Raw genomic sequence first — 22,566 nt, 5'->3', positions numbered from 1 at the left:
CGAATGATTTATGTAATGATTTTCATTATGATTGCACTACTGATTGTTCTCACCCGTTACTTTTTATTAAAAAAGGAAATTAAACGAGCTAGGAAACAATTAAATGAAATCAACAACAATAAAGTTGAAAAAAAGATAGATCTAATCTATTTTGAAAAAGAGATTGAAATGCTTGCTGTGGAAATTAATAAACAAATCGATTTAACAAAAAAAGCGAAAGCTGAAAAGCGATTGTCTGAAAATGAATTAAAGCAAGCAATATCATACATTTCACATGATATTAGAACACCTATGACTTCTATATTAGGGTATATTCAGTTTCTAGAGTCAGATGATTTATCAACAGAAATGAGAAAAGAATATACGAATGTCGTTAAACAAAGCGCGTTAAGATTAAAAGTTTTACTTGAAGATTTTTTTGAACTCTCAATTATTAATCAATTAGAATTTCCAATAAAAATTGAAAAACTTAAATTAAATAATCTAATTTCTGAGGTTTTATTAGCTTTTTACGAGGAGTTTCATAAAAGGAAAATATCGCCTGTGATTATCATTCCAGAAAATGAAATATATATTATGGCAGACTCTTCTGCTGTCAAACGCGTTGTTGAAAATCTTTTGTTGAATGCGATTAGACACTCAAGCGGAAATGTGACCATTCGTCTAGAAAAGCTTGACCATTCTGCACACTTTTCAATTAGTAATTCAGTTAATCAGCTAAGTCAACATGATGTAAATCACATGTTTGATCGATTTTACAAAGCAGATCAAACAAGAACTGGAAAAGGTACAGGGCTGGGTTTACCGATTGCAAAAAGCCTTATGGAAAAAATGAACGGAAGCATTACGGCCGAGTTAATAGAAAATGAATTATTGATGAAGTGTGAATGGACATATTAGTAAAATAAATGAACAAAGCACAATTCCAAATCAAAAAAAGAGCTACTTCATATGAAGAAAGCTCTTTTTTGTTTATACCCTGAGATTCCATTTAATCACCAAGTCATTTTTACCCAAACCAATGCTCATTTATCACATACCTTAATATAAAACACAAAATATAAGGATGTGCACGAATGAATCGTTCTTATCATCAAAAACCAGATCAATTAAAATATGAAATTGAATACAGAACCCAATTTACATTTACTGCAAATGATCAAACCTTTTCGAATATCTTAAATGGCATTGCTAAACACTCTGTTAACCTCTTGAGTCTTACGACAACTAAAAATCGTGATAAAAATAACTTTATTAGAATCGTAGCGGGCACTACTGAAACTGAGACCAATAGAGACCTAAATGTAGTAAGAAGAACACTTAATTCACTTAATGTATCATTTAAAGAAGAAACAATCATCGCTTTATTAAACATTCCAGCGGGAGTACCAGGCGTATTTAACCTACTTTACGGCAGCCTCTGGTGTAAAGTAGAAGTCAAATCAATGTACTTAGGAGAAAACGATATTCTATTTTTAAATGTATCCAACATAAAAAAAGCAACAGAAATACTGTCGCAAGAACAATTGAAGCGATGTCAAAATGATTGTTAGTCTATGTAATGAAAAGAAAGGGCTATTATTTAAATGCTCTTATAAGAAGTTGATTGAAGTGGAAGATACTCGACTCCTATGGGAGTAGCGGAAAGGGGGAGACCCCACAGGAGGCCCACAGGACGTGGGTCATGCATGCGTTACGAAAGGATGTCGTGGTTTTAGCATGCCTTCCTTTTTCTCCAGGAGGCTCACCTCACGCCCCATGGAAAGCAAGCAACCTGAAGCGGAAATCAACAACCTTCTTTTTACCAAATTAAAAGGCTCTTCCTCCAGAAGAGTCTTCTTTTATTGAAATTGTTAACAAGAACTTCAGATTGTTGTTACTTCCTTGTGACAATAGTACAGTATATTATTTTTAGAATAAGAAATTAGTAGCATACATCAAAAGATTAGCAAATACGTATCATAACTGAAAAGACAACTTTAAGATTGCTATTTTTTCTTATTTAATCTTTCAAATGAGGGATTCTTATCCATCAAGTTATCCTTTATCATTACTTCAAGAATTGCCAATTGATTCATCAACAAGAAAGCAAACACAATAGCTTGGATAAAAAATGCATCATAGAATGAGTCTCTCGCATTTGAAAGAATAGAAGTATAAACAATTTGGAGGTTTTAATATGAAAAAAAGAGTCATCGTTCCATTTATGTTTGCAATGTCATTAGGAGTATCAGCAGTCCACGCTGACGAAGTAAAACCCTCTACTAATGTATCAGTAGAAGCAAAACAAAAACAAACAAAAGTACAAAAGCCACAACAATTAAAAGACTTACAAACTGAAATTAAAGCTCTAAGAGAACAAAAGGCTCAATTAAATACTCAAATCAAATCAGCTTATCATTTAAAAATAGAATCTATAAAAAAAGAAGCAAAACTAATTCAATCTGCAAAAGATAAAACAAAAGCAGAAAAGATGGCAGCGTTAAATGATATTAAATCTAAATTAACTACCCTTAAAAATGAACATAAAGCATATTCTACTGAAGTAAAAAAACTTTGGGAAGATCGAAAAAGCAATTGGGAAACATTTAAGGGGACATTAAAAGAAAGAGATTATGATATATCTATTAATTCACTACAAACAATTAAGACGAATTTAATTAAGGCAATCGAACTTAAGAAAGAGTTTTTAGCAAAGATTACAAACTAATATCGCCCCCATTTTTTTTATTTATATAAGAAAGGGTTAGCCACTTGGCTAACCCTTTTTAATGAATTTATTTTGAAAAAGTCTTCTCGATATCATCTAACATTAAGTAAGCAGCTTTGATACCACCAGCAGTGTTCCAAATTACATCGCTAACTTTGTATACATGACCATTTTTAGAAGCATTTAATTTTTTGAATAAAGGATCTTCTGTAAATTCTTTTTCGAATTTAGCACCAGATTCAGTCTCAGCTTCATAAGTAAAGTAGAAAATATAATCTCCATCCATTGCTGGAATTCTTTCTTTTGTTACACCTTTTTCAGCAAAGTCATTTACATTTTGAGACTCTGGACGTTTAAAGCCCAACTGATTAAGAACAACACCAGAGAAAGTATCCAGGTGATAAATACGTACATCTGCACCCATGAAACGGACCATAGAAATTTCATTGTTTACTTTATCGCCTAAATTAGTTTTAACTTCTTCAACGCGTTTAGCATAATCATCTAAGATTTTTTTGCCTTCTGCTTCTTTATTTAATACTTTTGCATAGAATTTAAAGTTTTCTTGCCAATCTCCACGAAGTGTTTCAGCCATTACAGTTGGAGCAATAGCATTTAATTGCTCATACACTTTTTCCTGACGCATTTTGTTACCAATAATTAAATCTGGTTCTAAGCCTGCGATTGTTTCAAGGCTAACTTCGCTTTCTAATCCAACTACTTCTACGCCTTCCATATCTTTAGAAATATGGTCATACCAAGGCTTACCTGTCCAAGATTGTACAGCACCTACAGGTTTAACACCTAATGCTAATAAAGCTTCAGTACCTTCATTTGTTAAAATAACAACTTTTTTCGGGTCTGCAGGAATTTTTGTTTTACCCATTGCATGTTCAATCGTAACTGTTTTTGCTTTGCTTTCATTTGAAGATGTTTTCTCATCTTTCTTTGAACCACATGCACCTAATACCATTACAGCTGCAATTAGCAGTGCAATTATTGAGGAAAATTTGAATTTTTTCACGTTTATACTCTCCTTCTAGTTGATAACCATTTTCATTTGTTGACAAATCGTATTATAGATTACTATTTTAGTGGAGTCAACAACAAATTGAAAACGCTTCTCATTGACTTGATAATTTATATCATTTAGACTAAGGAGAGAGAATAGATATAGTAGGAGACAGCGAATGCTTATTCATTTTAAATCAAGATTGATTGTTTTTATTGCCTGTATTTTATTATTAGTAGTTTGCTTTTTTTCTAGTATATTACTAGGTTATACAGACACTAGTTTTACAAACTTAATTCATACGTTTACCAATTTTAATGGATCGAATGAACAATTGATTATACAAAATGTTAGAATACCAAGAGCAATCATTGCATCAGTAGTTGGTGCGAGTCTTGCGATTGCTGGTTTATTCATGCAGGTCTTAACAAAAAATCCATTAGCATCTCCAAGTGTTCTAGGAATTAATGCTGGTGCATCTATGTTAATCGTGTTAAGTATTACTTTTTTTAATTTGCAATCAGTGACAGCTACAATTTGGTTGTCTTTTATTGGAGCAGCATTATCATCATTATTTGTATTTGGATTAAGCTCTCTTGGAAAAGATGGAGCAACGCCTTTGAAAATTACATTAGCAGGGGTGTCGATTGCTGCAATGTTTAGTTCAATAACCCAAGGGTTACTTGTTACAAATGAGGTAGCTTTAGATCAAGTATTATTTTGGTTAGCTGGTTCGGTACAAGGGCGTTCACTAGATTCATTGGTGATGGTTCTTCCATATATTATAGTAGCTTGGGTTATTTCACTTTCACTTGGTAGTAAAATAAATACATTTATGCTAGGTGAAGACTTATCTAAAGCATTAGGTCAGAATACAGCGCTGCTAAAAATTACTTTAGTAGTTTTAGTCGTCCTACTTGCTGGAGGTGCAGTTAGTGTCGCTGGTCCAATTGGTCTTATTGGCATTATTGTTCCGCAAATTGTAAGAATGTTTGTCAAAAATGATTATCGATGGATGATTCCTTTTACTGGTGTGGTAGGAGCTATTTTATTATTATTAGCTGATATTGCTTCGCGTTATGTATTAATGCCAGAAGAAACGCCAGTTGGTATTACAACAGCTGTTATAGGAGCTCCATTCTTTATTTACTTAGCAAGAAAAGGCGGTACGATTAAATGAACATGATCAAAGTACGTAATAGATTCTTTTCATATTTACTTAATAAACGTTCATTAATCGTTTTGTTCATTACTTTTATTCTATTACTTAGTACATTTTTAATTAGTTTAACACTTGGTGATCGATATATTTCTATTTCGAAAGTTCTTTCCGTTCTCCTTGGAGAAGGTAAAAAAATAGATGAACTATTTATTCAAGCTTTTCGTATGCCTAGAATTGTCATTGCAATGTTAGCAGGTCTTTCATTAGCAATTGCTGGGGCGATACTTCAAGGTTTAGTTAGAAATCCTTTGGCTTCACCAGATATTTTAGGGATTACAGGTGGAGCAGGTGCGGCAGTTGTATTATTTTTAGCGATTTTTAGTGATGATCGTACAAATCAATTGACTGTTAGTATTAAGTGGTTACCACTTGCAGCTTTTATTGGTGCCATCATAAGTTTAATTTTTGTTTATGGATTAGCCTATAAAGATGGTGAATTAAGACCATTACGTTTAGTGTTAGTAGGTGTAGGATTTTCTGCGCTTGCACAGGCTATTACTTCATTCTTTATGATTGTTGGCCCAATTTTTAGAGCATCTGAGGCAAATATGTGGTTAACAGGTAGTGTTTATGGTGCAAATTGGGAACAAGTAAAGATTTTACTTCTCTGGACGATTGTATTTATACTTTTAGCTCTTTTATTTATTCGAAATTTAAACACACAGCAATTAGGTGATGAAGTCTCTACAAGTTTAGGGGTACAAGTCGAGAAAAACAGACTTATCCTATTATTTATTAGTACAGCTTTAGTAGCTGGTGCAGTTTCATTTGCAGGAGCAATTGGTTTTGTTGGACTGATTGCACCTCATATTGCCCGTAAAATAGTAGGCGCATCTTATGGTGTTTTAATTCCTTTATCTGGTATGATTGGAGCAGTAATGGTATTAATTGCAGATACAATTGGGCGAACGGTATTTCTACCAATTCAGATTCCAGCGGGAGTATTTACAGCGGTAATTGGTGCCCCGTATTTTATATATTTATTATTCAAAACAGGAAAAAGGTGATAGCATGACTAATGCGATTGTAACTGATAAATTAACCTTATCGTATGATGATAAAACGATTATAAATGAATTAAACTTCGAAGTTCCAAAAGGGAAGATAACAGTATTAATAGGTGCGAACGGATGTGGGAAATCTACATTACTTCGTTCTCTTGCTAGATTACTTCAACCAAAAAGTGGAACAATTTTACTGGATGGAAAAGAAATCAGTAAACGTCCTACAAAAGAAGTTGCACGTAATTTGTCTATATTACCTCAAAGCCCAGTAGCACCTGAAGGATTGACTGTTTTCCAATTAGTAAAACAAGGAAGATACCCATATCAAACGTGGTTAAAGCAATGGTCTAAAGAAGATGAAGAAAAAGTAAACCATGCTTTAAAAATGACCAATATGTTTGATTTAAAAGATCAGTTCGTAGATTCTCTTTCTGGTGGTCAGCGTCAACGCGCTTGGATTGCTATGACTTTGGCACAAGATACAGACACGATTTTACTTGATGAACCTACTACTTATCTAGATTTAACACATCAAATTGAAATACTAGATTTATTATATGAATTAAATGAAAAAGAAAAACGTACAATTGTTATGGTTCTACATGATATTAATTTGGCATGTAGATATGCTCATAACGTTGTGGCGATCTCAAATGGTGAAGTTTATGCTGAGGGTGACCCTGAAAAAATCATAAATCAGGAATTAATTTGTGATGTTTTTTGTATGAACTGTGATATCGTTAAGGACCCATTGTTTGGAACACCTCTTTGTATTCCACATGGCCGAGGTCGAAAAATACTTTAAAAGTGAATCGAAAGGTGTCCTTCATTAAAATAGGGCACCTTTTGTTTAATGTAAGGGGGATTTAAGTGGTCTATGATATAAAAAACATAAGTGTTGAAATTCATGGAAATCAAATTCTTAAAAATATTTCCTTTCAAATAGATGAAGGAGAGATATTTTGTGTGATTGGGACTTCTGGCTCGGGAAAATCAACACTACTTCGAACTTTAAATCGACTACAAAAAATAAAAGAGGGTGAGATTTTATTGAATGGTCAATCGATCTACTCAGTCTCACCACAAAAATTGAGAAAAAATGCAATGATGATATTACAGAGTCCTTCTTTATTTGAGGGCACTGTTCAGGATAATATTTTATTAGGTTTACAATTTAGTGGCGAAATTCAAAGAAAAGATAATTTTGTATTAGCAACAAATATGTTAGATAAAGTAGGACTTGAGTCAAACCTTCTAGAACGTAATGCTTTATCTTTGTCAATTGGACAACAGCAAAGGGTCTCTATTGCTAGAACATTAGCGATGAGCTCAAATATATTATTATGCGATGAAATTACATCGGCATTAGATCCACAATCAACAATACATATTCAGCAGCTTTTATTAGATTTAAAAAGAGAAGAGAAAAAAACGATTATTTTAGTTACTCATAATATGGATTTAGTTCAACAAATTGCAGATAGAGTAGGTTTACTAATTGAAGGAAGGTTAGTTGAAGTAAGTACGGCAAAAGAATTCTTTGATAATCCAAGTACAGAATTTGGCAAAAACTTTCTCTCAACTATCGCTTAAAAAAGGAGTTTATTATGGAAGGCAATTTGCAAATTACCGGTGTATCACTGACATTTTTATTAATCGTCATTGCCATTGGGTTATCGTATTATCAAAAGCTAGGTGTCGAAAAAGAGTTAGGTATTTCATCGGTCCGGACTGTTATTCAGTTAATGCTTATGGGATATGTCCTTGAATATGTATTAAGCATTGAGCATTTTTTAGTCGTCATTTTAATTTTATTTTGCATGATTCTATTTGGAGCCTATACATCTAGTAAACGTTCCTTTCAAATAGAAGGAGTATTTTTCATTTCGTTTATCAGTATATTATTAGGCGTCGCCATTTCCCTAGGAGTCGTTTTAGTGGCAAATAGTATTGCATTAAAGGCCCAATATGTTATTCCAATCTCAAGTATGATTATTAGTACTTCAATGAATGCGAATAGCTTAGCGTTAACTAGGCTTAGAGCTGAAATAATAGCAAATAGACATCAGATTGAAGCTGCCCTATGTTTAGGAGCTACTACAAAACAAGCTTCAAACGCTGTTATTAAAAGCTCAATTAAAGCTGCACTGATCCCATCAATTGATCGCGCTAAGACAGTTGGTATTGTTACATTACCAGGTTCAATGACAGGTATGATTTTTGCAGGTATTAGCCCGCTATATGCCATTAAATATCAATTATTAATTGAATGTATCTTAATTGGCTCAATTGCCATCAGTGTTTTTTGTTCGACTTTATTATCATACAGGAAATTCTTCACGACAGATGATGCATTGGATATACAACTATAAATGAAAAGAGCAGGATGAAAACTGGGTAACTCCTAGTTTATTCCTGCTCTTTTTGCTTTTGCCTTTATTAACCGATTACTCTCAGTTGTACATCCATATTACCTTTCGTTGCTTTTGAATATGGGCAAACACCATGAGCTGCTTTAACTAATTCAACCGCTACTTCTGTTGGTACACCTTTCACTTTTACATCAAGCTGTGTTGCTAATTTGAATCCACCATCAACTGGATCCTTACCAATTGTTACATTTGCAGTTACAGATGTAGACTCCAATTTCACTTTTTGTTGGCGTGCAACTAGGTTTAACGCGCTATCAAAGCAAGCTGAATAGCCAGCAGCAAAAAGCTGCTCAGGGTTTGTCGCGCCACCAGGTCCACCTAATTCAACTGGCGGCTTAAGTGCTAAGTTAACAAATTCGTCAGATGAAATAACTCTACCATCTCGTCCACCAGTAGCTGTTGCTGTTGCAGTATATAAATGTTCCATCAAAATCTCTCCCTTTTTACTTCTATTTATTTTTTATGTTCATTTACAGAATGGATTTTCTGTAATAGTGATTTCGTTTGATTTAGCAGTGATAAAAATTCTTCTTGAGTGGCACTACTTTCTTTAAAAAATTGTTCGGGAATGCAGTATGCTTCTTCTTTTAATTTCTTTCCATCTTCGGTTAAGGAGATGAAAACTTTTCTTTCATCGATTGAATCACGTTGTCGCATAATTAAACCTGTTGACTCCATACGCTTTAACATTGGGGTTAAAGTACCGGAATCTAAAAATAGGGAATCACCTAAATCTTTAACGGTTTGCTGGTCATGTTCCCATAAAGACAACATAACTAAATATTGTGGATAAGTAATTCCGATTTCATCAAGCATTGGACGGTAAAGCTTTGTAATTTCACGAGAACATGCATAAATAGAAAAACAAAGCTGATTTTCAAGTAATAACATTTCTTCTTTTTTCATTTTCCCAACATCCTTTATATTAATTGTGCACAATTTAATATGACACAATCATAATTGATATTATTTCTTTTTGCAAGTAGTAAGTTTTATTCTTTATTTTTATTCTTTATTTTTATATAGTATTTTGTGTTTGAGAATGAAGAGTGTTGATTTCCCTCCAGGATGCTCGCTTTCCGTGGGGCGTAAGTTGAGCCTCCTAGAGAAAAAGGAAGGCATGCTAAAACCACGACGTCCTGTCGTAACGCTTGCATGACCCACGTCCTGTGGGCCTCCTGTGGGGTATCAACTTTCCCGCTACTCCCACAGGAGTCGAGCAACCTTCCGTTCCAAATCAACTTCTAAAAAAGAGTAATATTTAAATTCTGACTTAAACAACAATCTTTAATACAAAGGCTTTTTGGAAAATAACGACAAAAAACATTACAATACAAAATATGGAACACCTTCATTTTAAATCAATATCTTAATAAATTAAAAAAACAAGCTAGCTAATGTAGTATTCATTAACTAGCTTGTTTCTTTAATTTTTTCTTGATCTAGATATAAGTGATGTAATTTGTAGCATTGTAATTGGTAAAGAAGTTTTTTTATGATATGCAAGAAACTTTGGTGTCCATTTATGAACGTATTTTTCTTTAAAACTTCTTAAACCTTGAAAATGATATAAAAACTGACCGTATTGATAAATTTGTGAAGCTATTTTTTCACTCGTAAATGAATATTTAGATAATCCCACGTTTGCTAATGGTGTCATACCGACATTAAAATAAGTGAAATTTTTATCTTTAGACCACTCAATTAAGTTCACAAACATATAATCCATTATGCCTTTTGGGGCGTCTTTCGTATGACGCATTAAATCAACCGAAATGGTTTGATCAGTATAGCTTGGCATAATTGATGCAAAAGCGATCAACTCATTTTCACTGTTTTTAATCAGTGCAACTGGCGCTAATTGAATATAATCTTCATAAAAATACCCAAGGGAGAACCCTTTCTCTTTACGTCCATTCAGCCACTGTGTAGATAGTTGTCTTAATTGCTTTAGTATTTCATCTGAAAAAGGTGGTTCTAGTAGCTCAAAACTATATTGTTCTCGCTCAAATTTATTATAAAGTGCGCGTAATCCTTTGTTACGTTTCCCTGAAAGGTTAAATGTTGTAGTTTCAGTAAAACCTTCTTCTCCTAATTTGAAGAAATCAAATCCATTTTCATGTAAGTAAGGTAATGAGTTTGAATTAACTTGATAAAAAACAAGTGTATATCCATAACGGTCTGCACAATTTAATAATTCCTCGATTGCTGGATATACGCGCGTCGATTCTCCAATCGGATCACCTAAAATAACTAGCTTATCTGCATATGGTTGGAAAATAAATAAAACAGTATCTTCCTGTGCCCAATACACAAACTTATCATGTAAAAATACTAAATGAGATAGTTCATTTCCACCGTACTTATTCAAGTGTTCTCTAATTTTATCTTCTTCTTTTTTTGTACTGATAAATTGGAATTGTTTAATTTTCACTTTAAAGAATGCTATATAAAATAAAAATAATGCAGCAGCAAATCCAAGCACAGCACTAACAACTATATCTTCAGAATCTACAAGTACATAAGGGAGATACTTAGCTGGTATTTTTACATTCGATTGAGGAAGATTAAGATATGCGATCAACAAGTAACTTCCTAAAAAGAAAAATAAAATAAAATTATCGACAATCAGTTTTCCCCAGGTCAGTACAAAGCTCTCTCGATAAAATTGTTTTCTTGAAATAAACAAGACAAACGCTACGCCTAGAACAAATAATGCTTCCTCATAATCAAGACCTTTTGAATATGTAGTAACAGCACCAATCACGAGCATAAAAAGTGTAATGTACCAAGCTCGTTTCACCTTATAATCAATACCACGAGATAGCCCAAGTAAAGTAAAGCCAACTGTGACAGAAAGTACATGTGAGATATTAATGATTGTTGAAGATAGAATGATTTGTAAAATACTTATTCTTAACAACATACTAGGTACAGCGGCTGACATTAAAAGGATTACACCAGATAAAAACACTAAAATTGTAATCGCTTTGTGACCCAAATATGTAGAAATTTGATTTGGTAGTTCATTAAATGATTCATTTAAACGATTCCATAATAATTTTAAAACAATGACCAATCCACAAGCGAAAGGAAAGAAGAAATAGCTGAAACGATAGATTAGTAATACAAGTAAAGTTGTTTCTTTATCGATTCCAAAGTAAGTAAAACCAAGCAGAAACAAAAAGTCAAAAGAACCAAGACCACCTGGAATCATACTAATTAAAGCTGCAACGGATGCAACTAAAAACACGGGAAGTACTTCAATTAAAGAAATGTCTACATGTAGGAATAAACAAATAAAATAAATAAAAAGTAGAATAAATGTCCATTCTGCAAGTGAAATAATCACTAAGCTAATCATAAACTTCGCAGAAAAATCTTCTGAGAAAAAATTACGTTTCATATAAACGACAACAAACATAATTGGGAAATATAAGATAGCAATAATAATGGCAATATACATAGACTTATATTCATTTAAAAAAGATACGTCAAAAATGCCTGTGAATAATAAAAGACTTAATATTGATAAGCCTGAAAGTAAGAAAATCGTCACGCTACTTACAGCTTTAATGATTTCAGGTGCTGAACGATCTTTTCGATAAAACATTGTTCGAATTGTCGTCCCAGCAATTCCTCCAAGCCCAATTAAATTTGAAGTTGTATTGGCTAGCCAAGCAACAACCATTATTTTACGGAAACTAAAATCTAAATTTAGAAGTCTTACAAGAACAAAATCATATAAAAACATTGGTGAAACAGCTATGATTCCTAAGGCAAAGATCATAAAGTATTCAAATAATGTAAGTGAATCCATGTAATTAAAAAACATTTTAAAATCAAAGTTTAAAAGTACATTTTTTCCAACAAAAATAAATGCAACTAGTAATATAGAGATAAATAATAGCTTAAACAAACCTACTTTACTCAATTGAATCTTATTCATAGGACACTCCTGAAGTTGTAATCAAACCTAGTTAAAAATTTCATCTAATCATAGTATTCCATATTCTTCCACACTATAACAAGGAGAATCTAAATCTTAATTGTTTTTTAAGGATAATTTAATTTTTATAAGTAGGCTTTGTTCCAAAATATTGGGTAATTTCTTAAACAATCAATTGGAATGTCCGATTTAGTATGAGAATGGATGAAACCATTCTCTTTTTTTATGGGTTAATGAATTTACCTAGGATACGTCCTTAGACTGATTTCTTTATTCATATTAAGTTCATAATGTACTTATATAATATATTCATCAAATGTATACAATGGGATTAAGTAGGTGAGAAACATGAATACAGTTAATGTATTAGTTGTTGATGATGATGATCATATTAGAGAGTTAATTTCAATTTTTTTGAGTGGGGAAGGTTACTCAGTAATTGAAGCAGAAAATGGAGAAAAAGCTTTAACATTGCTAGAGTCTAATCAAATACAAATCGCGGTAGTAGATGTGATGATGCCAGAAGTAGATGGTTATGAATTCACGAAAGAATTAAAGCGATTTTATGATATTCCAGTGTTAATGGTGACTGCAAAGGGAGAATCTCAAGATAAATTAAAAGGATTCGATCTAGGGGTTGATGATTATGTAGTAAAGCCATTTGATCCATTAGAAATGGTTGCTAGAGTAAAAGCACTTCTAAGAAGATATCAATTATTAGTCGATAAAAATCTTCATGTTGGCAATCTAACCATCAATCAAATCAAATATGAAATAGCTGTAAATGAACATTCTATTATGCTTCCGTTAAAGGAGTTTGAACTTTTATTCAAACTGGCTAGTCAGGGCGGAAGAATTTTCACACGAAATGATTTAATAGAACAAATATGGGGACTTGATTATGAGGGTGATGAACGAACTGTGGATGTTCATATAAAGAGAGTACGCGAACGTTTAAGAGAATTAAACGCTACAGTGGAGATTGTAACTGTCAGAGGACTTGGATATAAGTTAGAGGAAATACGTTCATGAAAAGCATTTATACAAAATTAGTCCTTATATTTATTTCAGTTATTATTTTAAGTTTAGTCTTTACCTTTTTTATTGCATCGAAATATTTTATTAAAAATATTATTGCTGAAGTTCAAGGAGATTTGAACGAAGTTGGTGAAAATTTCATTTCAATATATCAGAAAAATGATGGAAGTAATCAAGTAGAAACAACGTTAAATATACTTAGTAAAAATTACAGTCTGACAATTTATGACGACTCCTATAAAGTGATCATTAAAAATAATGCACCAAAAAAGTTTCCGGTTAAGAAAGAAATGATAGAGTCAGTTTTGTATGGACATCATTTCCCTCAGAATATTAGTAAATCAACAGATAAACATCCTTATATAGTTGGTATTCCTTTTGAGGAAAATGGCCATAACTATGCATTATTTGTTCAGCCGAATTTTGAACGTGGTTTCTTTAAAATGCATAGAATTGTTTTTTCTAGTCTTCTTACTACATTAATTATCGGCTCAATTACATTCTTATTTGTTGCAAAATTATTAGTAAAACCAATAAAGGCCTTAACAGAAGCTACAAATGAAATAGCTAAGGGTAATTACGATGTACGGGTTGCTGTAAATCGGAAAGATGAAATCGGATTTTTATCAACACATTTTAATGTCATGACAGAGAAATTAGGTAAGTTAGAAGAAATGAGAAGTGAGTTTGTTTCAAACGTATCACATGAGATTCAATCACCTTTAACTTCAATTAAGGGCTTTGCTAAAGTGTTGAAGAATAGGGAATTAGTAGATGAAAAAAGAGAGTATTATATCTCTATTATTGAAGAAGAAACTGAACGCTTATCTATATTGAGTGAAAGATTGTTAAAATTGGCATCGCTCGATTCTGACCAACATCCATTTGAACCAACTTCGTATCATCTAGATGAACAAATCAGAAAAGTAATTGTTGCGTTGGAACCTCATTGGGAAAGAAAGAAGCTTCAATTAATACTGAATTTACCGCAAACAAAAATATTTGCAGACCGATTATTACTAGAGCAAGTTTGGATTAATCTTTTACAAAATGCATTTAAATACTCAAATATTGGTGGAATTATATCAGTTGATATTATTGATCAACCACATGAATGTAGTGTCATTATTAAAGACAACGGAATTGGTATCAGTAAAGAAAATATTGATCGAATCTTTGAGCGTTTTTTCCAAGCTGATCAGTCTAGACATAAACATGGAACTGGATTAGGGCTATCAATAGTACAAAAAATTATTGAAATGCATGAAGCAAAAATTATGGTAAATAGCACAATAGGTGATGGGACAAGCTTTACAGTGATCTTACCGAAAAGTTAAGAATAAATGAGAAAAGATTAGAATGTTCATATTCTGTTCATAAATGTTTGATAATCTATTCACATGATAAAGTAAGAGTTAGTGAAAGGGGAAAAATAGATGTTTTCGAGTTTGACGAAATTGAGTTTAAAGAACACAATCGCTGTTATTATTTTAAGTGTTCTAGTATTAATTGGTGGGATTTTTTCTGCCCAAAAAATTCAAATTGAAACATTCCCGGATGTTTCATTTCCAGCAGTAGCAGTTCAAGTAGTCTATCCAGGTGCTTCATCTGAGGATATAGAAGAAAAAATTACAAAGCCAATTGAAGAAGGACTAATGAAGTTAGAGAATTATGATCAGTTAACTAGTTCTTCTAGTGAAAATATGGCATCGATCTTCTTAATCTATCCATTTGGTACTGATATGGATAAAATCGAAAAAGATGTTGATAGTGTCTTAAATAAAACAGAGTTACCTGAAAAAGCTGAAGCAACAGTTCAACGCATTGCAATTGATTCAACACCAATTTACCAGGTTGCAATTGTAAATAATGGTGATGTGAAGAACTTACAACAATCAATCGAAAAAGATTTACTTCCACACATAAAAAAAGTAAATGGAGTTAGTGAAGTAAGTTTACAAGGTACGAAAGAAGAAGAAATCCAAATCGTTGTTGATAATAAAAAAGCAGCACAATATGGAATTTCATTAGATACTATTAAAACGGCAATTCAAGGACAAGATTATGCAATTCCATTAGGTTCAGTAGAGAATGATGGAAAAACAGTATCCGTTCGAATGAAGGGAAATTTACAGTCAGTAAAACAAATTGAAAAAACAGTATTATCAAATGGTTCATCAGCTCAAATGGGTCCACAAGCAAATGTCCAAGGCCAACAAGCTCAACAGGTGCAATCACAGGCACCTAAAAATGTAACTGTAGCCGATATCGCTGATGTAAAAGTAGTTTCAATTCAAGAGCAAATTTCACGTTTTAATGGAAAAGAGAGCTATATTTTATCAGTTTCTCAAACTCAAGATTCAAACACTGCAGAAGTAGCAACAGAAGTTAAACAAGCAGTAAAAGAATTTAAAAAAGATCATACCGTAGAAACACATATTATTCTCGATAACGGAAAAGAAATTGAGAAATCTGTTAGTTCTTTAATTAAGGAAGGACTTCTAGGTGCGTTGTTTACAGTTGTCGTAATCCTATTATTCTTACGTAATATTAGAGCGACATTAATCTCAATCTTATCTCTACCAATTTCAATATTTGCTACGATTGCTGTATTAAATTCAATGGGCTATACATTAAACATCATGACATTAGGTGGTCTTGTAGTTGCGATTGGCCGAATTGTTGATGATAGTATCGTTGTTATTGAAAATATTTACAGATGGAGACAAGAAAAAAATAATCAATTTAAGAAAAAAGAATTAGCTTTATATGCAACTAAAGAAGTTATTGGTGCAGTTGCATCTTCAACATTTGCTACGATTGTTGTATTTTTACCATTAGCATTTGTAAGTGGCATTATCGGAGAATTCTTTAGACCGTTTGCGATTTCAGTAGTTGTTTCAATCTTAACGTCATTACTAGTTGCGATTATTTTAATACCTACATTAGGAGCGAAATTCTTAACGAAGCCATTAAAAGAACATAAAACTGATACTCGTTTTATGAGAAACTATGAAAAATTATTACGTACTGCCTTAAAACGTAAATGGATCGTATTATCATTTTCGATCGTATTACTACTAGGTTCGTTATCAATGATTCCGTTTCTTGGTTTTTCATTCTTACCAGGTAGTGTAAATAAAACACTTCAAGTAACGGCTACACTTCCATCGAATAGTACAGTAGAGCAATCTGATGAAGTAGCGAAAGAATTAGAGAACTATTTTGCAGATTCAGATTTAATTGAAACTGTTCAGGCAACAGTCGGTGGTAAACGTGACTTTATCATGAACATGGATGGTGGCAAAAATAAGGCTGTATTCCAAATCAACCTGAAAAATGGTAATGATATGGATAAAGCAATCACGAAAATTAATAAAGAAGTTCCAGCAATTGTTGATTCAAAGGTTGATGGTACAACAATCAACGCAAAAGAGTTCACTCAAGATGGTCCACCAACTGGAAATAATATCGATGTCAGTTTATATTCATCTAATTTCGATGAATTAAAAGAAGCTGCCTCAAAAATAGAAAAAGAATTAAACGATGATGATCGTTTGAAAAACGTATCAAATAATTTAAAAGACGTACAACCTAAATGGGAAATTACATTAAGTGAAAAAGCTCTAGATGAAAACATCTCAATGCTTCAGATAATGGGAGCAATTAACGAGAATATTAATGATGTTGAAATCGGTGATTATGACTTAAATGGAGAAACAAATAAACTATCTGTTGGTTATAAAGAAAAAGCTAGTTCAAGAGCAGATTTAGAAGACATTAAAATTATGACTGCTACAGGTCCTAAAGAAATTAAGGACTATGTGAAGATTTCTCAGAAAGATGCACCTGTTTCAATCAACCATGAAGATGGAAAAATGTATGCATCTATCAGTGCTACTGTGAAAGGAAAAGACACAGCAGCTGTCACAAAAGAAGTAACTGATCAATTAAATAAAATTGATATACCAAGTAGTGTTGACATGAAAATTGGTGGCGGATTAGATATGATTACTGATGGATTCAGTGATTTAGGTCTAGCAATGATCGTCGCAGTTGGATTAGTATTCTTAATCATGAGTATGACATTTGGTGGATTAAGAACGCCATTAGTCATTTTATCATCATTAATATTTGTACCGATTGGTGCGTTCCTAGCATTATTCATCTCTAACCAAACATTATCTATGAGTGCAATGATTGGGTTACTGATGTTAATTGGTATAGTTGTAACAAACGCAGTAGTATTATTAGATCGAGTTGAACATAATCGTCGTGAGGGATTAGAAGTTATTGATGCGTTAATCGAAGCATCTAAAACGAGATTACGTCCTATTCTAATGACAGCATTAGCAACTATTCTTGCTTTAGTTCCTATGGCTGTATCAAACTCAACTTCTGGATTAATTTCAAAAGGTTTAGCAATAACTGTTATTGGTGGTTTAACAACGTCTACATTCCTTACACTAATCATCATCCCAGTTATTTATCAATTAGTGAGTAGAAAGAAGCAAAAAATAGAAGAGTAAAAAAGATGCCCCACTAATTAAGTGGGGCACTTTTTTGTTTGTGACTTTGATTTTCAAAACTGTGTTCTCTTATTTTATAGGATCATATGTAAATTGTAATTCATTGCGATCATTTAGAATTACGTTTAGATCATAATCTTTAAAATACCAAAGATCTGTTTCATTAATGTAATAAACTACATCATCAATCGTTATTGATTCACCGATATCAATAGGCTTTTCTTTTGTTACGCCTAAGGAGTATCCAGAATGTATTGTACTATTTCCGCCGTATCGTGCAAAAAAACGAATTGTGTCTCCGGCCACTACTTCCATTTCATTTTGGAACCATTGTATTGCATCATTACTAATTGTTATTTTCATATTATGTAATCCGACCTTTCTAACCTTTATAAAAGTATTATAGTATGAATGTGAAAAACTATACAGAAATGTGACTAGGAAGAAAAAGTAAGACATGTTTAAAATCATATCTCTTTCACACAATATGGTAAAATTGAAGAAATATGAAAACGAAGGATTGAATGAAGTAGATGAACACTTTTACTAGTAATGTTATTGAGATAATCCGTAAAATTCCAAAAGGTAAAGTGATGACATATGGTCAAATTGCTAAACTTGCAGGTAGTCCTAGAGGTGCAAGGCAAGTGGTAAGAATCTTGCACTCAATGAGTCAAAAATACAATCTTCCATGGCACAGAGTCATTAATTCAAAAGGGGAAATTGGAATCCAAGATGAAGAGGGATTTTTACAACAAAAAAATGCATTAGAAAATGAAGGAATCACATTTATTAAAGAACGTAAAATTGATCTTAACTTGTTTCAATATGTACCAATTCCAGTATTAGAAAAAGCTGATGTCGATTTAATTTAAACTCAAAATTCTTTATTGGATTTTGAGTTTTTTTATTTCTTCGCACATATTTTGAAACATTGTTACGTAAGATTAGTTGTTCATCCTTTACTAGTATTGTATGTTCAATTATGTAACTTTACAATAGAACATTGTTTTGTTATACTCGTCGTAGGAGGAATGTCATATGAGTGAAGAATTAATTTCAAAGAAAGATTTACTACAACTTACAGGCATATCGTACGGACAGCTTTATCGTTGGAAAAGAAAAAATATTATTCCTGAAGATTGGTTTATGAAAAAATCAAGTTTTACAGGACAAGAAACGTTTTTTCCAAAAGGAAAAATACTTGAGCGGATTGAAAAGATTATGGAATTAAAAGATGATCAGTCATTGGATGATATTGCTAGGGTATTCTCTATTAGTAAAGAAAAGATAGCAGGTTTTCAAAATGTTTCACTAACTTTAGATAAAATCCCTAAACAAGTATTACAAATTTATCAATCATTATTCCCAAATTCTAAATTAGAGCAACTAAATACAGTTCAATTATGTTCACTTTTATTTGTGAATGACTGGTTATTAAAAGGCAGTGTCACAATTGAAGAAGTAAAACAATTTTTACTCTTAGTTGAAACTCATAAAACACAAATAAAATTGGAAGATACGGTCGTTATCTATATTCGGAAATTTGGTGTAGGCTCATGGGTAATCGGAAAACGAAATGAAACTTTTGTCGATCAAAAAGATGCGATATTAATTCATGTTGAGCTTGTTAATTATCTTAATAGCTTTAAATAATGATCATGTTAGGAGGAGAATGAATGGTTAACGTGCAACCAAGACAAGATGCGTATGTAAGCGGTTCGGGTACAATTTCGGCTGGTAAGTATGACGATGTGAGAGTTAGTGGGAGTGGGCGCATACTAGGCGACATCCAATGTACTAAAGTAAAAGTTAGCGGTTCTGCTAAGTTTAATGGAAAAATAGAAAGTGAATTTATGAACTGTAGTGGTAGTGCAAAATGTTTAAGTGATGTCGAAGTACAAAAACTAAACGTGAGTGGATCATTATATATAGATGGAAAAGTTACTGGTGGGGACGTTCATGTAAGTGGTAGCTTTAAGACAAAAAATGATTTAAATGTGGATAGTGTTAATGTCTCTGGTTCAATGAGAACAATCGGAATGGTAAAAGCTGAAGTGATTTCAGTTAAAGGCTCTCTTTCGGCAGAAAAAGGGGCTGAATGTGAAGCATTTACAGCAAAAGGTCATATCTCTATGAACGGATTATTAAATGCAGAAAATGTGAAGATCACTCACAGTGGGTTTAGTTATGGATATAGTTATGTACCTGAGATTGGTGGAGAAACGATTGAGATTAGTCGTTTTGACGATAGCAACATCTTTACACGTGTATTTACAAGGGTGTTTAATTCACGTACGAATTTTCGTTCAGATGTAATTGAAGGTAGCGCAATCAAAATCGACTATACTTCATCAAGTGTGGTAAGAGGAGATGCAGTAACAATCGGCCCAAAATGTAAAATAGATCTTGTTGAATATACTGATGATGTGCAAATTCATCCTTCTGCGAAAGTGAAGGAAGTTAAAAAAATTGAACAGTAATATGAACGATCTAAAAACAAAGTAACTTGTTGGAGGGGATTCATCCTTTTGATAAGTTGCTCTTTTTTTTGATTTTCTTATGTTCTTCGATGCAAATTAGAAAATAATCCACTTCATTCAAGCAAACGAAAGCATAGTTCATTGCACAAAACCATATTATACCTTTAGTAGTGGAAGGTATCTTAATACCAATCAAACAAGAAGTAGATGCATTTTAAATTAAGAATGTTGAAGAAACTTAGTTAGAGTGTTAAGATAAAGGAACAATGCAAACGATTGCAAGAATTGATGCGAAATTTTTCATTCAACTATTTGATATAGACAGAAATGTAAACGCTTTTAAAAATGGGAGGAGAAATTAATATGACAAAACAGAATTGGTGGAAGGAAGCTGTAGCATATCAAATCTATCCACGTAGCTTCATGGATTCAAATGGTGATGGAATTGGTGACTTAAGAGGAGTCATTTCTAAATTAGATTATATTGAAGACTTAGGGATTGATGTAATTTGGATTTGTCCATTTTATAAATCACCTAATGATGATAATGGATATGATATTTCAGATTATCAAGACATCATGGAAGAGTTTGGCACAATGGCAGATTTCGATGATCTTTTGTCAGCCGTACATGAAAGAGGAATGAAATTAATTTTAGATTTAGTCGTTAATCATACAAGTGACGAGCATCCTTGGTTCCTAGAATCGAAAAAGTCGAAGGATAACCCTTACCGCGATTTCTATATTTGGAAAGAGGGTTCAGAAGAGGGAGAAGAACCAAACAATTGGGAGAGTATTTTTGGTGGTTCAGCTTGGGAATTTGATGAAGCAACAAATGAATACTTTTTACATCTTTTTTCAAAGAGACAGCCAGACTTAAATTGGGAAAATAAAGAAGTTCGTCAAAAAGTTTACGACATGATTAATTGGTGGTTAGATAAAGGGATTGATGGTTTCCGTGTTGATGCAATTAGCCATATTAAAAAACGAGATGGCTTCCCAAATATGCCAAACCCAGAAAATGAAAAGTATGTTTCTTGCTTTGACATGCATATGAATCAAGAAGGAATTCATGAGTATTTAGATGAGTTGAAACAGGAGACATTTGCAAAATATGACATTATGACTGTTGGCGAAGCAAATGGTGTAAAAATCGAAGAAGCGGATTTATGGGTTGGAGAGGAAAATGGAAAGTTTAATATGATTTTCCAATTTGAAAGTATGGACCTATGGAGAAAAACAGATGATTCGGCTACATCTATTTCTGATTTAAAAGAAGTATTAACAAAATGGCAAAATGGATTAGAAGGGCATGGTTGGAATGCTTTATTCATTGAAAATCATGATATTCCAAGAGCAGTTAGTACGTTAGGAAATGATGAAGAAGCATATTGGGGAAAATCTGCTAAGGCAATCGGTACAATGTATTTCTTTATGAAGGGTACGCCATTTATTTATCAAGGACAAGAAATTGGAATGACAAATGTCCACTTCCAATCAATTGAAGATTATAATGATGTCAATGCGAAAAATATGTATCAATTAATGAAAGAAAATGGTTCTACTGAACAAGAAATTTTAAACATTCTTTGGAAAAATGGTAGAGATAATGCGCGAACACCAATGCATTGGAATGCAAATGAGCATGCAGGCTTTACAAATGGTAAACCATGGATTAAAACAAATGAAAACTACAAAACACTGAATGTAGCTGCACAAGAACATGATGAAAACTCAATCCTATCATATTACAAAAAGATGATTAACTTACGTAAAGAACATAAAACGCTAGTTTATGCACCTTATGAATTATTAGATGTTGCAAGTGAGCCAGTATATGCATACACACGAAAGAATGAAAATGAAACGTTCTTAATCATTAGTAACCTTTCAACTGAAAAACAATCCTTTGAAATCCCTGGTGAATTGTTGAAAATGAATGCTGAATTATGTTTATCAAATGGGAATTCTATTGAAAATACTTTAAGTGAAAATATGGAATTTAGTCCATTTGAAGCAAGAGTATATCGATTATCATAATATTTGGGAAAACCTGTCTAATAAGGGCAGGTTTTCTTTTTTTTGATATAATCTGGCAAAATCTTACATATTACAGTTCTTTTACAAGAATTTCGACAATTTGTAACATTCTTGTAATGGTTTTCTAAAAAGTATTTTGATAGACTT

General features: G+C 32.5%; 20 protein-coding genes. 15 read left to right on the top strand and 5 right to left on the bottom strand.

What is annotated here, in order from left to right; all coding sequences use genetic code 11:
* Positions 1 to 3: 3 nt before the first annotated feature.
* The 3 genes from ACX6U0_RS07690 to ACX6U0_RS07680 all read left to right on the top strand — a co-directional run bounded on the left by ACX6U0_RS07690 (position 4) and on the right by ACX6U0_RS07680 (position 2,710).
* Positions 4 to 900: a sensor histidine kinase gene (locus ACX6U0_RS07690; protein ID WP_464959369.1), complete on the top strand. Its 897-nt coding sequence runs from the start codon at positions 4 to 6 to the stop codon at positions 898 to 900.
* A gap of 176 nt (positions 901 to 1,076) precedes the next feature.
* Complete coding sequence (locus ACX6U0_RS07685; protein ID WP_464959368.1) at positions 1,077 to 1,553, top strand: hypothetical protein; 477 nt, start codon at positions 1,077 to 1,079, stop codon at positions 1,551 to 1,553.
* Positions 1,554 to 2,179: 626 nt separating this feature from the next.
* The gene (locus ACX6U0_RS07680; protein ID WP_464959367.1) at positions 2,180 to 2,710 is read left to right on the top strand and encodes a zinc ribbon domain-containing protein; all 531 of its coding nucleotides are present in this window, start codon (positions 2,180 to 2,182) and stop codon (positions 2,708 to 2,710) included.
* A gap of 67 nt (positions 2,711 to 2,777) precedes the next feature.
* On the opposite strand, the gene ACX6U0_RS07675 is transcribed toward ACX6U0_RS07680, so the two are convergent.
* Positions 2,778 to 3,740 carry an ABC transporter substrate-binding protein gene (locus ACX6U0_RS07675; RefSeq protein WP_464959567.1) on the bottom strand — a complete coding sequence of 321 codons (963 nt, stop codon included), beginning with the start codon at positions 3,738 to 3,740 and terminating at the stop codon, positions 2,778 to 2,780.
* 160 nt (positions 3,741 to 3,900) lie between these two features.
* On the opposite strand from ACX6U0_RS07675, the gene ACX6U0_RS07670 reads away from it, so the two are divergent.
* The 5 genes from ACX6U0_RS07670 to ACX6U0_RS07650 all read left to right on the top strand — a co-directional run bounded on the left by ACX6U0_RS07670 (position 3,901) and on the right by ACX6U0_RS07650 (position 8,320).
* Positions 3,901 to 4,902 carry a FecCD family ABC transporter permease gene (locus ACX6U0_RS07670; protein WP_464959366.1) on the top strand — a complete coding sequence of 334 codons (1,002 nt, stop codon included), beginning with the start codon at positions 3,901 to 3,903 and terminating at the stop codon, positions 4,900 to 4,902.
* Positions 4,899 to 5,951 carry a FecCD family ABC transporter permease gene (locus tag ACX6U0_RS07665; RefSeq protein ID WP_464959365.1) on the top strand — a complete coding sequence of 351 codons (1,053 nt, stop codon included), beginning with the start codon at positions 4,899 to 4,901 and terminating at the stop codon, positions 5,949 to 5,951. The genes ACX6U0_RS07670 and ACX6U0_RS07665 overlap by 4 nt, the downstream gene beginning before the upstream one ends.
* Positions 5,952 to 5,955: 4 nt before the next feature.
* On the top strand, positions 5,956 to 6,753 hold the full coding sequence (locus ACX6U0_RS07660) for an ABC transporter ATP-binding protein (RefSeq protein ID WP_464959364.1): 798 nt from the start codon (positions 5,956 to 5,958) through the stop codon (positions 6,751 to 6,753).
* A 65-nt stretch (positions 6,754 to 6,818) separates the two neighbouring features.
* A complete protein-coding gene (locus ACX6U0_RS07655) occupies positions 6,819 to 7,541 on the top strand; it encodes an ABC transporter ATP-binding protein (protein ID WP_464959363.1) in 723 nt (240 codons plus the stop codon).
* A gap of 14 nt (positions 7,542 to 7,555) precedes the next feature.
* Entirely contained in the window at positions 7,556 to 8,320 is a 765-nt protein-coding gene (locus ACX6U0_RS07650) for an ABC transporter permease (protein WP_464959362.1), read from the top strand.
* A gap of 67 nt (positions 8,321 to 8,387) precedes the next feature.
* Here the strand turns inward: ACX6U0_RS07650 and ACX6U0_RS07645 are convergent, their stop codons facing one another.
* From ACX6U0_RS07645 to mprF, 3 genes are all read right to left on the bottom strand, one after another.
* Entirely contained in the window at positions 8,388 to 8,807 is a 420-nt protein-coding gene (locus tag ACX6U0_RS07645; RefSeq protein WP_464959361.1) for an organic hydroperoxide resistance protein, read from the bottom strand.
* Between the two features lie 26 nt (positions 8,808 to 8,833).
* The gene (locus tag ACX6U0_RS07640) at positions 8,834 to 9,286 is read right to left on the bottom strand and encodes a MarR family winged helix-turn-helix transcriptional regulator (RefSeq protein WP_464959360.1); all 453 of its coding nucleotides are present in this window, start codon (positions 9,284 to 9,286) and stop codon (positions 8,834 to 8,836) included.
* A 520-nt stretch (positions 9,287 to 9,806) separates the two neighbouring features.
* Positions 9,807 to 12,329: a bifunctional lysylphosphatidylglycerol flippase/synthetase MprF gene (mprF, locus tag ACX6U0_RS07635; RefSeq protein ID WP_464959359.1), complete on the bottom strand. Its 2,523-nt coding sequence runs from the start codon at positions 12,327 to 12,329 to the stop codon at positions 9,807 to 9,809.
* Positions 12,330 to 12,677: 348 nt separating this feature from the next.
* Between mprF and ACX6U0_RS07630 the strand changes: the two genes are divergently transcribed.
* From ACX6U0_RS07630 to ACX6U0_RS07620, 3 genes are all read left to right on the top strand, one after another.
* The gene (locus tag ACX6U0_RS07630) at positions 12,678 to 13,361 is read left to right on the top strand and encodes a response regulator transcription factor (protein WP_464959358.1); all 684 of its coding nucleotides are present in this window, start codon (positions 12,678 to 12,680) and stop codon (positions 13,359 to 13,361) included.
* The gene (locus ACX6U0_RS07625; RefSeq protein ID WP_464959357.1) at positions 13,358 to 14,704 is read left to right on the top strand and encodes a sensor histidine kinase; all 1,347 of its coding nucleotides are present in this window, start codon (positions 13,358 to 13,360) and stop codon (positions 14,702 to 14,704) included. The genes ACX6U0_RS07630 and ACX6U0_RS07625 overlap by 4 nt, the downstream gene beginning before the upstream one ends.
* Before the next feature lie 99 nt (positions 14,705 to 14,803).
* Complete coding sequence (locus ACX6U0_RS07620) at positions 14,804 to 17,896, top strand: efflux RND transporter permease subunit (protein ID WP_464959356.1); 3,093 nt, start codon at positions 14,804 to 14,806, stop codon at positions 17,894 to 17,896.
* Positions 17,897 to 17,965: 69 nt separating this feature from the next.
* On the opposite strand, the gene ACX6U0_RS07615 is transcribed toward ACX6U0_RS07620, so the two are convergent.
* Positions 17,966 to 18,259 carry a HesB/YadR/YfhF family protein gene (locus ACX6U0_RS07615; RefSeq protein WP_464959355.1) on the bottom strand — a complete coding sequence of 98 codons (294 nt, stop codon included), beginning with the start codon at positions 18,257 to 18,259 and terminating at the stop codon, positions 17,966 to 17,968.
* 170 nt (positions 18,260 to 18,429) lie between these two features.
* Between ACX6U0_RS07615 and ACX6U0_RS07610 the strand changes: the two genes are divergently transcribed.
* The 4 genes from ACX6U0_RS07610 (at position 18,430) to ACX6U0_RS07595 (ending at position 22,419) form a co-directional block, all read left to right on the top strand.
* Positions 18,430 to 18,771, top strand: a complete 342-nt coding sequence (locus ACX6U0_RS07610; protein ID WP_464959354.1) for an MGMT family protein — start codon at positions 18,430 to 18,432, stop codon at positions 18,769 to 18,771.
* A 166-nt stretch (positions 18,772 to 18,937) separates the two neighbouring features.
* A complete protein-coding gene (locus ACX6U0_RS07605) occupies positions 18,938 to 19,552 on the top strand; it encodes a DUF4004 family protein (protein WP_464959353.1) in 615 nt (204 codons plus the stop codon).
* A 23-nt stretch (positions 19,553 to 19,575) separates the two neighbouring features.
* On the top strand, positions 19,576 to 20,379 hold the full coding sequence (locus ACX6U0_RS07600; RefSeq protein WP_464959352.1) for a polymer-forming cytoskeletal protein: 804 nt from the start codon (positions 19,576 to 19,578) through the stop codon (positions 20,377 to 20,379).
* A 363-nt stretch (positions 20,380 to 20,742) separates the two neighbouring features.
* Positions 20,743 to 22,419 (top strand): glycoside hydrolase family 13 protein, encoded by a 1,677-nt coding sequence (locus tag ACX6U0_RS07595; protein WP_464959351.1) that lies wholly within the window; start codon positions 20,743 to 20,745, stop codon positions 22,417 to 22,419.
* Positions 22,420 to 22,566 lie beyond the last annotated feature (147 nt).

Source organism: Gottfriedia sp. ABJ_BB2_2, from assembly GCF_055484705.1.
Note: the sequence above shows the minus strand (reverse complement) of the source record. Positions and strands in the feature narration are given on the sequence as shown.